Source organism: Liquorilactobacillus nagelii DSM 13675 (assembly GCF_019444005.1).
Taxonomy (GTDB): domain Bacteria; phylum Bacillota; class Bacilli; order Lactobacillales; family Lactobacillaceae; genus Liquorilactobacillus; species Liquorilactobacillus nagelii.
Genome location: NZ_CP049304.1, coordinates 609,872 through 622,165 on the forward strand (window position 1 = coordinate 609,872; position 12,294 = coordinate 622,165).

The 12,294-nt window shown below is 37.1% G+C and carries 9 protein-coding genes; all 9 read left to right on the forward strand.

Annotation, left to right across the window (positions count from 1 at the left end):
* The first annotated feature begins 80 nt into the window (after positions 1–80).
* The 9 genes from pyrH to nusA all read left to right on the forward strand — a co-directional run bounded on the left by pyrH (position 81) and on the right by nusA (position 12,288).
* Entirely contained in the window at positions 81–803 is a 723-nt protein-coding gene (gene pyrH, locus G6O73_RS03375) for a UMP kinase (protein ID WP_057885906.1), read from the forward strand.
* Position 804: 1 nt separating this feature from the next.
* Positions 805–1,368 carry a ribosome recycling factor gene (gene frr, locus G6O73_RS03380; protein WP_057885907.1) on the forward strand — a complete coding sequence of 188 codons (564 nt, stop codon included), beginning with the start codon at positions 805–807 and terminating at the stop codon, positions 1,366–1,368.
* A gap of 128 nt (positions 1,369–1,496) precedes the next feature.
* Positions 1,497–2,270 (forward strand): isoprenyl transferase, encoded by a 774-nt coding sequence (locus G6O73_RS03385; RefSeq protein WP_057885908.1) that lies wholly within the window; start codon positions 1,497–1,499, stop codon positions 2,268–2,270.
* A gap of 7 nt (positions 2,271–2,277) precedes the next feature.
* Positions 2,278–3,063: a phosphatidate cytidylyltransferase gene (locus tag G6O73_RS03390; protein WP_057885909.1), complete on the forward strand. Its 786-nt coding sequence runs from the start codon at positions 2,278–2,280 to the stop codon at positions 3,061–3,063.
* A gap of 42 nt (positions 3,064–3,105) precedes the next feature.
* Positions 3,106–4,371, forward strand: coding sequence for an RIP metalloprotease RseP (gene rseP, locus G6O73_RS03395; RefSeq protein WP_057885910.1), 1,266 nt, complete (start codon positions 3,106–3,108; stop codon positions 4,369–4,371).
* 51 nt (positions 4,372–4,422) lie between these two features.
* Complete coding sequence (locus tag G6O73_RS03400; protein WP_057885911.1) at positions 4,423–6,168, forward strand: proline--tRNA ligase; 1,746 nt, start codon at positions 4,423–4,425, stop codon at positions 6,166–6,168.
* Positions 6,169–6,205: 37 nt separating this feature from the next.
* The gene (locus G6O73_RS03405; RefSeq protein ID WP_057885912.1) at positions 6,206–10,552 is read left to right on the forward strand and encodes a PolC-type DNA polymerase III; all 4,347 of its coding nucleotides are present in this window, start codon (positions 6,206–6,208) and stop codon (positions 10,550–10,552) included.
* A 150-nt stretch (positions 10,553–10,702) separates the two neighbouring features.
* A complete protein-coding gene (rimP, locus tag G6O73_RS03410; protein ID WP_057885913.1) occupies positions 10,703–11,176 on the forward strand; it encodes a ribosome maturation factor RimP in 474 nt (157 codons plus the stop codon).
* A 23-nt stretch (positions 11,177–11,199) separates the two neighbouring features.
* Positions 11,200–12,288 (forward strand): transcription termination factor NusA, encoded by a 1,089-nt coding sequence (gene nusA, locus G6O73_RS03415; protein ID WP_057885914.1) that lies wholly within the window; start codon positions 11,200–11,202, stop codon positions 12,286–12,288.
* Positions 12,289–12,294: the final 6 nt, after the last annotated feature.

Below are 12,294 nucleotides of genomic sequence, written 5' to 3' on the forward strand. Positions count from 1 at the left end.
AAACCGATTAAGTTTATGGTAAAATGTAATGTAAATGTGTTTAATTAATAACTAGGAAATTATTTTAGAGGAGGTCCATCATGACGGACGTCAAGTATAAACGGATTGTTTTAAAATTAAGCGGAGAGGCTTTAGCTGGAAATCAAGGCACTGGAATCAATCCTCCAGAGATTAAGAAAGTCGCAGCTGAAATTAAAGAAGTTTATAAAATGGGAGTCGAAATTGCAATTGTAGTTGGTGGCGGCAATATGTGGCGGGGCGAATCTGGTGCGCAAATGGGAATGGAACGCTCACAAGCTGATTACATTGGTATGTTAGCAACCGTGATGAATGCACTTGCTCTTCAAGATAATCTAGAATCAATTAATGTTCCAACTCGAGTTCAAACATCGATTGAAATGCGTCAGATTGCAGAACCTTATATTCGTCGAAAAGCAATTCGTCATTTAGAAAAAGGTAGAATCGTAATTTTCGCTGCCGGAACTGGATCCCCATATTTTTCAACTGATACAACAGCTGCTTTGCGAGCTTCAGAAATTAATGCAGATGTAATTTTAATGGCTAAAAATGGAGTTGACGGAATTTATTCTGCTGATCCACAAAAAGACAAGCATGCAGTTAAATTTGAAAAACTGACTCATTTGGATATTATTAACAAAGGTTTAAATGTTATGGATACGACTGCTTCATCATTATCGATGGACAATGATATTCCGTTAGTTGTTTTTAATATGAATAAAAACGGGAACATTAAAAAAGTTGTTGAAGGAGAAGCAATTGGGACAACAGTGAAAGGAAAATAAAATGAAAATAAATGACCCTATTATTAAAGCAGCACAAGAACGAATGGGAAAAGCTGAGGAATCATTACGTCGTGATCTTGGTGGAATTCGAGCAGGGCGTGCAAATGCTAGTTTATTAAATCGAATCAAAGTTGAGTATTATGGTGCATTGACACCTTTGAATCAATTAGCTCAAATTACCGTTCCAGAAGCGCGTGTACTATTAGTTAAGCCATTTGATAAGACAGCTTTAAAAGAAATTGAAAGAGCGATTTTAGCTTCAGATTTAGGAATTTCTCCTGCTAATGATGGTAGTGCTATTCGTTTAGTAATTCCCCAGTTAACTGAAGAAAGACGGCAAGAATTAGCTAAAGATGTTAAAGCTGAAGCAGAAAAAGGAAAAGTGGCTGTGCGTAATATTCGACGCGATATGATGGAACAGTTAAAAAAATCAGAAAAAAATGGTGATTTGACTGAAGATGATTTACGCGCTTTAGAAGAACAAGCACAGAAAGTTACGGATGATGCAATTAAAGCCGTTGAAAAGATTCAGGCTGATAAGGAAACAGAAATCTTAGATATTTAACGGTTATCCAGCTTTTCCACTTTCATATCAATAATGAAAAGAACAACGGGACAAAGTCAGTTTGAGGCGATAACAGTTTCCGTTGTTTCTTTTTTCAGTGATATGATACTTTTTATGGAGGTGTGTTTGTGTTTTCAAAGTTGACAGCAAAAAATTCAGTGCCAGATGAAATTAAACTTGATCCTGAGCGAATTCCCCAGCATATAGCAATTATTATGGATGGTAATGGACGATGGGCACAAAAACGTCATTTGCCAAGAACTGCTGGGCATAAAGCAGCTTTAACAACGGTTAAGGAAGTGACCAAAGCTGCTAGCAAACTAGGTGTAAAAGTTTTGACTTTATATACTTTTTCGACTGAAAATTGGAAACGTCCGCGAACTGAGGTTGAATTTTTAATGAATTTGGTTTCAGCAGCATTTGATATTTTTATGCCAGATTTAATTGCTAATAACATTCAAGTTCGGGCTATGGGAGAATTAGCTGCTTTACCACCCAAAACTTTAGCAGCTGTTAACCGAGCGATTGCAGACACGCAGCAAAATACGGGGATGATTTTAAACTTTGCAATAAATTATGGTGGCCGTGATGAGTTAGTAGCAGCAACTAAAGAAATTGCTGCTATGGTTGTAAAAAAACAGGTAAGAATAAATGAAATTGATAATAAATTACTTGAAAAAAATTTAATGACTGCGTCACTAAAAGAAAGGGCTAATCCAGATTTATTAATTAGAACAAGCGGTGAAAAAAGGTTATCTAATTTTTTACTTTGGCAAATTGCTTATAGTGAATTTGTTTTCTCCGACGTTCTTTGGCCAGACTATTCACCAGCAGAACTTAAAGCAAATATTTATGAATTTCAGAATCGAAGTCGTCGATATGGCGGCTTGAAAAAGGGGTAATTTGAATATGAAACAACGTGTGATTACTGCGGTAATTGCTTTAATAGTATTTATTCCATTGGCAGTCATTGGTGGAACACCTTTTGATATTTTAGCGTTAATTTTAGGATTAATTGGTTTATCCGAAATTTTAGTTATGCGAAAAAAATTATTAGTTTCGCCAGAGGCTATCATAAGTGGATTGGCAGCTCTTTTTTTGATCGTCCCACAAAATTGGTTAGCTTTTTTGCCAACAATTGCAACCCGATTCACTATTTTTTATTTCTTTGTATTAGTATTGTTGCTATACACAGTGATGACACGAAATCGTTTTTCTTTCGATGATGTTGGTGTCTTAGTTTTAGGAGCACTTTTCGTGTCGTTAGGTTTTCACTATTTAATTGGTGCTCGTCAAGCTGGGGTAGATACATTATTTTTCTTACTGTTAATTGTTTGGACAACTGATAGCGGTGCTTATTTAATTGGACGAAAACTTGGAAAGAATAAGTTAGCTCCACATATCAGTCCAAATAAAACTTGGGAAGGATCAATTGGCGGAACCTTAGCAGCTTTGGTTGTTGGCTTAATTTTTAATTTATTTTGGCCACAGGCTGGTAATTGGTTTATGATTTGTGGAATGACGATTTTATTATCCGCTATTGGGCAGGCTGGGGATTTAGTTGAATCAGCTTTGAAACGCTTTTATGGTGTCAAGGATTCTGGCAAAATATTGCCTGGACATGGTGGCATTTTGGATCGTTTTGACTCATTACTATTTGTGTTGCCATTTGCGCATTTTATTGGTTTAATTTAATTAGTAAAATACTTTTCAATTGGCAAAGGAGGGGAAACAAATTTGATTATTACGATCTTAACTTTTATTATCGTATTCGGGATTTTAGTTTTGGTTCACGAGTTCGGCCATTTCTTTTTTGCCAAAAAAGCCGGGATTTTAGTACGAGAATTTTCAATTGGAATGGGTCCTAAAATTTTTGCTCATGAAACGGCGACAACAACCTATACTTTACGAATTCTCCCCTTGGGCGGCTATGTAAGAATGGCGGGATTAGAAGATGATGAGGACTCGCTTAAAGCAGGTCAATTGCTTAGTCTACAATTGAATTCAGCGGGAACAGTGGCAATTATTAATACTAGTCAGAAAAAATTACTATTTAATGGTATCCCATTGCAAGTAAACCGCTGGGACTTGACAGATGAATTGTGGCTTGAAGGCTATGAGAATGGTGATGAAACTAATCTAAAACGATATCAAGTGGCTCATGATGCGTCAATTATTGAGGAAGATGGAACAAAAGTTAGGATTGCGCCCAGAGATGTTCAATTTCAATCAGCAAAATTATGGCAACGAATGCTGACTAATTTTGCTGGGCCAATGAATAACTTTTTTTTGGCAATTATTGCTTTTAGTTTAGTAGCTTTGTTACAAGGTGGAGTTTACCAAACGGGGAATCGGGTCGGAGCTTTGACGACCGATTCAGTTGCTAAACAAGCTGGTTTGAAGTCTGGTGATCGAATTGTGGCTATCAATCATCAAAAAACTAAAACTTGGCAAGATTTGGCGAATCAAATTAGTAAACATCCCGGGAAAAAGACTTTGTTTCAAATTCAACGACAGGGTCAATTGAAAAAAATTTGGATCACTCCTGAGAAAGTAAAACAAAACGGTAAAGAAGTTGGCGTGATTGGAATTCAGGCTAGTCAGGATCACTCGTTTACGGCCATCGCGACTTATGGCTTTACAGCAACTTGGAATATGACTTTACAATTGCTAAACGCAATTAAATCAATGTTTCATGGCTTTAGTTTGAATGATTTGGGTGGGCCAGTTGCAATTTACTCCTATACTTCACAAGCTGCCAAGTATGGGGTTGTTAGTGTAATTAACCTTTTAGCCTTTTTATCTTTGAACTTAGGAATTGTCAATTTGTTTCCAATTCCAGCCTTAGATGGTGGCAAGCTATTGCTGAACATTTTAGAGGCTATTCGACGCAAACCTTTATCTCCTGAAAAAGAAGGTGTGCTAACCTTAATTGGCTTCGGCTTTTTGATGTTGTTAATGTTATTAGTTACTTGGAATGATATTCAACGTTATTTCTTCTAAAAATAAATTAAATATAATAAAAATATAATTTTTTAAGGGGAGTTATTTTTTATGAAACAATCAACAATGTTGATTCCGACAATTAAAGAGGTACCAAGTGATGCAGAGGCACTAAGTCATAAAATGATGTTACGTGCTGGCTATGTGAAGCAAATTACGGCTGGGATGTATGCCTATTTACCACTAGCTTTTCGTGTTTTGCAAAAAATTCAGCAAATCATTCGCGAAGAAATGGAACAAATTGATGCGGTTGAAATGTTAGTGCCAGCTGTTATTCCAGCTGAACTATGGCAAGAATCTGGCCGGTACGCAACATATGGACCAGCAATGTTTAAACTAAAAGATCGCCATGATCGTGACTTTTTACTTGGGCCGACTCATGAAGAAACTTTTACAGCTATTATTCGTGATAGCATTAAATCTTATAAGAAATTGCCATTGACGCTTTATCAAATTCAGATGAAATATCGTGATGAAAATCGTCCACGTTATGGGTTGTTGCGTGGACGTGAATTTTTGATGTTTGATGCTTACTCTTTTCACGCTGATGAAGTTAGTTTGGATCATGCTTACCATCAGATGGAACTAGCCTATCAGCGAATATTTGAGCGTTGTGGTCTGAACTTCCGTGAGATACTCGCTGATTCTGGTGCCATGGGAGGTAATGCGTCCAAAGAATATATGGCAATTGCAGAAGTTGGAGAAGATACAATTGTTTATTCCGACGAAAGCGATTATGCAGCTAATATTGAGATGGCCCAAAGTCAACGGCAAGAACAACAGGTTCACGAAACGTTGGCTGATTTGACTAAAACAGCAACCCCATCTGCTCATTCGGTTACTGAGGTTGCTGCTTTACTAAAAGTTAAGCCTGAGCGGGTTATTAAAACTTTACTATTATTTGCCGATGATCAACCACTATTGATTTTGTTGCGAGGAACAGATGAATTAAATGAAGTTAAGTTGACTAATCATTTAGGAGTTAGCAGTTTGCGTCCGGCAACTGAAGAAGAAGCTCAAAAAATTTTGGGAGCTAATTTTGGTTCATTAGGTCCAGTTAATTTGTCGGATGATGCTGCTAAAATCAACATTCTAGCCGATTTAGATGTTGAAAAGATGCAAAACGCAATTGTTGGAGCCAATGAAAATGGCTATCATTATCTCAATGCTAATCTGAAACGTGATTATCAAGTTAATGAATTTGCAGATTTGCGATTAGTTAAGCCCGGAGAGATTTCACCAGATGGTCAAGGAAAATTGAAATTTACACGAGGAATTGAAATTGGTCATGTGTTTAAATTAGGGACACGTTATTCAAAAACTTTGGGAGCAGATGTTTTAGATGAAAATGGTCGCCAGCAGCCTGTAATTATGGGTTGCTATGGAATTGGTGTTTCTCGTTTACTCTCGGCAATTATTGAACAGAATTGTGACGAAAATGGGATTATTTGGCCACGTAGTATTGCACCATTTGATGTCCATGTGGTGCCAGTTAATGTGAAAAATGAAGCGCAGCGTTCACTTGCTGATTCAATTACTAAGGATTTGGAAACGGCTGGTTATCAGGTATTGCTGGATGATCGTCGTGAACGTGCCGGTGTTAAATTTGCAGATGCTGATTTAATGGGCTTGCCAGTTCGAATTACTGTTGGTAAAAAAGCGGCCGATGGGGTAGTTGAAATTAAAATTCGACGCAGTGGTGAAACGGTTGAAGTCCGTCAAGATGAACTGATTAATACATTAGCGATTTTGATTAAAACGGCTGTTAAAGAAAAAAATACTGAAGGGTCCAAGTAGTCATGAAATTTTAAGTTTTCAGAAGGGAAGTTGTTTTTTGGAAAATGATCGATATTTTTTATTTGCCAAACTCTTAGACCAATTAAAGTGGCATCCAGAATTCGCCCAAGATCTACTGTCAAAGACAGCAATTGAAAAAGTTGAGATTCACCAAAAATCAGCTAAATGGGGTTTCTGGTTGTCTAGTCCAAAAATTTGGCCTTTTGAGCTTTTTCAAGAATTTGCCAAGCAGCTACAACAGGGATTTAAAGCAATTGCCACAGTTGAAATTTTTTTCAAATCAGTCCCGACCGCTGAATTAAATGATCGTTTGTTAGGAGATTATTGGACGTGGGTTGTAGAACACTCTGGAGTAAAATCTCCCTTGTTGCATGAATTGTTTAATCATAATTTACCCTACTTAAAGGATAACCGGGTATTGTTGTTGGCTGATAATGAAATTATCAAACATTTTTTGGTTAACCAAGCTTTGGGGCCAATTGAGGCTGGGTATTGTCAACTGGGATTTCCAAAATTTGCGATCCATACAATGATTGATCAATCTAAATCACAAGAAAAAATCGAGCAATTTAAACAGCAACAAGAAAAATCTGACGAGCAACTTGCTCAAAAAGCATTAGCTGCTATTCAACAGCAGAATCAAACAACCAAACAAAAGTCAACTAGTACTCAACCAGTAATGGAGCAGGGTAAAGTTATTTTGGGAAAGAAAATTGATCAACAGAATTTACGGCAATTAATTGGAATCACTGAAGAAGAACGCTCGGTAACTGTTCAAGGTTATATTTTTGATAAGGAAATCCGGACACTTAGGTCATCACGACAACTGCTGATTTTAAAAATTACCGATTACAGTTCTTCAATGGTGGTCAAAAAATTTTCACGAAATGATGAAGATGAAGCTGGATTTGCGGCATTAGCTGAGGGGCAATGGGTGAAAGTTCGCGGAAATGTGCAAGAGGATAATTTTTTACGCGATCTAGTAATCAATGCCTATGATATTAATCAAATTACCCATCAAAAGAGAGTTGATCAGGCACCTACTGATCAAAAAAGGATTGAGTTACATCTACACAGTAACATGAGTACGATGGATGCAACCAATAGTATTACAGATTATGTCAAACAAGCGGCTGATTGGGGACAAAAAGCAATTGCGATTACTGATCATAGTGATTTACAAGCTTTCCCAGAAGCGCATGCTGCTGGAGAAAAATTTGGCGTAAAAATTTTGTATGGTGTTGAAGTTAATTTAGTCGATGACGGGTTGCCGATTGCCTACAACGTGCAGCATCAAAATTTAAATGAAGCAACCTATGTAGTTTTTGATACTGAAACGACGGGATTGTCTGCCCGCTATGATAAAGTAATTGAGCTTTCTGCGGTTAAAATGCAAAATGGAGCAGTGTTAGATCAGTTTGAAGAATTTATTGACCCTGGGCATCCACTTTCAAAAACTACCATTGACTTGACCAGTATTACTGATGATATGGTTAGAGGGTCAAAAAGTGAAGAAGAAGTTTTCAAACTCTTCCAAGAGTTTTGCCAAGGCTGCATTATTGTTGGTCATAATGCAACATTTGATATTGATTTTATGAATACTGGTTATCAGCGCCATAAATTACCGCTAATCGATAACCCGTGGCTTGATACGTTGCCACTAGCTCGATTGCTCTATCCGCAATTGAAAAGTTTTCGTCTAAATAAATTAACTAAGTTATTAGATGTTAAACTTGAACATCATCACCGAGCAATTTATGATGCTCAAGCTACCGGATATATTTATTTTGCGATGTTAAAAGAAGCGCAAAAACAATTCAATATTAATTTTCAGGATGAGTTTAATCAATATGTGGCTCAAAGTGATGCCTATAAGCATGAACATCCATCACACGCGATAATTTTGGCAACAAGTCAAGCGGGCTTGAAAAATCTTTTTAAGCTAGTTTCCATGTCGATGATTAAATATTTTTATCGTGTACCACGAGTTCCTCGTTCATTGCTAAGTAAATACCGTCAGGGATTGTTAGTTGGTTCAGCCTGTTATCAGGGTGAGGTTTTTACAGCAATGATGCAAAAAGGTTATGCTGAGGCAAAAAAACGTGCTCAATTTTATGATTATCTTGAGGTTCAGCCTAAAGCATTGTATCAACCGCTTTTGCAACAAGAATTGGTTAAAAACAATCATGATTTAGAAGAGATCATTCAAAACTTAGTCGATTTGGGTCATGAATTACATTTGCCTGTTGTTGCAACTGGCGATGTACATTACCTAAATAAAGAAGATGCTATTTACCGTAAGATTTTAATTCATTCTGAAGGGGGAGCCAATCCGCTTAATCGGTTAAAAGAATTGCCTGATGCACATTTTAGAACAACCGATGAAATGTTAAAAGATTTCTCATTTTTGAATGAGCAAACGGTCAAAGAAATTGTCATCACAAATCCAGCGAAGATTGCTGCAGAAATCGATGAAATTACACCGGTTAAAGACAAATTGTATACGCCTAAGATGGCTGGAGCTGAAGATGAAATTAAAACATTAACAATGAATCAGGCTCATGAGCTTTATGGTGATCCGCTCCCTGATTTAGTTGAGAAACGGCTGCAAAAAGAATTAAAAAGTATTATCGGCAATGGCTTTTCAGTTATCTACTTAATTGCCCAAAAACTAGTTTTTAAATCAAATAAAGATGGTTACTTGGTTGGTTCACGTGGATCAGTCGGATCTAGTTTAGTAGCTACAATGACGGGAATTACCGAAGTCAATCCATTACCTCCGCATTATCGCTGTCCTAAATGTAAATGGAGCCAATTCTTTGAAAAAGGTGAGTATGGTTCGGGGTTTGATCTACCAGAGAAACAATGTCCCAAGTGCCAAGCAACTCTGATTAAAGATGGACAAGATATTCCTTTTGAAACTTTCTTGGGCTTTTATGGTAATAAAGTTCCAGATATTGATTTAAACTTTTCTGGTGACTACCAACCAATTGCGCATAACTATACTAAGGTTTTGTTTGGTGAAAAGAATGTTTATCGAGCTGGAACAATCGGAACAGTTGCTGATAAGACGGCTTATGGCTACGTTAAAGCTTATGAGCGCGATACTGAGCAGAACTTACGCAACGCTGAAGTTGATCGATTGGCTAAAGGTGCAACAGGGGTTAAAAGAACAACTGGACAACATCCAGCGGGAATTGTTGTTGTCCCAGATTACATGGATATTTTTGACTTTACACCAATTCAATACCCAGCTAATGATTTAACAGCAGCTTGGAAAACAACCCATTTTGATTTCCACTCAATTCATGATAATATTTTAAAACTAGATATTCTGGGACATGATGATCCGATGATGATTAGAATGTTACAGGATTTATCGGGTATTAATCCTAAATCAATTCCGCCGGCTGATCCTGGAGTAATGGCTTTATTTTCTGGAACAGATGTTTTGGGAGTGACGCCAGAGCAAATTGGCTCTAAAACTGGTACCTTAGGTATTCCAGAATTTGGAACACGGTTTGTTCGTGGAATGTTAGAAGAAACTAAGCCCAAGACTTTTGCTGAATTATTAAAGATCTCTGGGTTGTCGCATGGGACCGATGTTTGGTTGGGTAATGCTGAAGAATTAATCAAAAACGGAACGGTTACGATGCCAGAAGTTATTGGTTGTCGTGACGATATTATGATGGATTTGATTCATATGGGAGTTGAAGCTGATCGAGCTTTTAAAATTATGGAGCATGTGCGTAAGGGCAGAGGAATTCCTGATGATTGGCAAGAAGATATGCGCCAAGCTAAAGTACCAGAATGGTATATTGGAGCTTGTCTAAAGATCAAGTATATGTTTCCTAAAGCCCACGCTGCAGCATATGTTTTGATGGCTTTACGTATAGCATATTTCAAAGTTTACTTCCCATTGGTTTACTATGCAGCATACTTCAGTGTTCGAGCTGATGATTTTGATTTAGTGGCAATGGCTAATGGGAAAGAAACGGTTAAAGCAGCCATTCAGGAAATCAATGCTAAGGGAATGGATGCCAGCACAAAAGAAAAAAACTTGTTGACAGTGCTTGAATTGGCAAATGAAATGCTTGAACGTGGTTTTCAATTTAAAATGGTTGATTTAAATCGTTCAGCAGTTGCAAATTGGTTAATTGATGGCGATGATCTAATTGCACCTTTTAATGCAATTCCAGGGTTAGGAACCAACGTCGCCAAACAAATTGTCGCAGCACGTGAAGAAAAACCATTTCTCTCAAAAGAAGATTTAGCACGTCGCGGAAAAGTTTCTAAAACTTTGATTGATTTTATGTCGGTTAATCATGTTTTAGATGGACTACCAGAAGAAAATCAGTTAAGCCTCTTTGATTCATTATTTTAAATATTGAAACAAAGGTTTGTCAGTTGGTTATTAATATGGTATAGTTACTATGTTAATTAAAAACTCGTTAAGAGTGAGCAGCAATGCTCACTCTTTTTATTGCAACAAGCTAGTCAATTGTTTTGAATGAATTAGTTAGGAGGGTGACGAGTGAGCAGTGTCATTGAACAAGTAACAAATTTAGTAAGTCCGATTTTAGCAGAACATCATTTTGAATTGGTTGATCTCGAATTTGTCAAAGAAGGAAAAAGCTGGTATTTAAGAGTCTTTATCGACAAAGTTGGGGGCATCAATATTGAAGAGTGTGCTTTAATCAGTGACCTTTTAAGTGAAAAATTAGATGCTCAAGATCCAGATTTGATTCCTCAAGCATACTACCTAGAGGTTTCGTCTCCCGGAGCAGAAAGACCATTAAAAAATGATCGTGATCTGCAACGATCGTTGAATAAATATGTTAACGTTTCTTTATATCAAGCTTTAAATGGTCAGAAAGTTTATGAAGGCGACTTAGTCGAAATAACAGCAGACAATTTGGTTTTAGCAGTTATCCAAAAACAACGTCAATTGAAATTGAAAATTCCCCGTCAGCAAATTGCTAAGATTCGTTTGGCAATCAAATTTTAATTAGGATTTTAAGGAGCTAAATCATGAGTAAAGAGTTAGTTGAAGCGTTGAATGCGTTAGAAAAGGAAAAAGGTGTTAAAAAAGAAGTTGTTGTTGAAGCGCTTGAGGCAGCTTTAGTTTCAGCTTACAAACGTAATTACGGGCAGTCACATAACGTTGAGGTGCAGTTTGACAAAGTGGCTGGAGATATCCATGTTTTTGCGGTTAAAGAAGTTGTCGAAGAAGTTTTTGATTCTCAACTTGAAATTAGTTTGGAAGATGCAGTTAAGATTAATCGTGCTTATGAGCTTGGTGATCAGATTAAATTTGAAATGACACCGAAAAATTTTGGTCGAATTGCCGCCCAAACGGCTAAACAGGTCATTATGCAACGAGTTCGTGAAGCAGAACGTAGTATTATTTATGATGAATATATTCAGTATGAAAAAGAAATTGTTACTGGTGAAGTTGAACGAATTGATCACCGTTATGTTTATGTTAATTTAGGTAAGGTTGAGGCGGTCCTTTCACATCAAGATCAAATACCAGGTGAAGAATATCATCCACATGATCGAATTAAAGTCTATATTTACCAAGTTGAAAATAGTGCTAAGGGTCCACAGGTGTTTGTCAGTCGTTCACATCCAGACTTGTTAAAGCGGTTATTTGAGCAGGAAATTCCAGAAGTCTTTGATGGTACAGTTGAAATAATTTCAATTGCTCGCGAGGCTGGCGATCGTGCTAAAGTTGCTGTTCGTTCAACAAAAGATGGTGTTGACCCAGTTGGAACTTGTGTTGGGCCTCGTGGTGAACGGGTTCAGGCAATTGTTAACGAATTAAAGGGTGAAAATATGGATATTGTCGAATGGCAAAATGATCCTGCCGACTTTATTAGCAATGCCTTAAAACCAGCAGATGTTGTTCAAGTTAACTTTGATCCTCAAAATGAACGGGCTTGCACCGTGGTTGTTCCAGATGATCAATTATCCTTGGCAATTGGTAAACGAGGACAAAATGCTCGCTTGGCTGCAAAATTAACGGGCTACAAGATCGATATTAAGTCCGAAAGCGAGTATCATGAATTAAAAGACCAAGTAATAAATTCGACCGATGTTCCTTCATCAGAAGATTAATAGAGG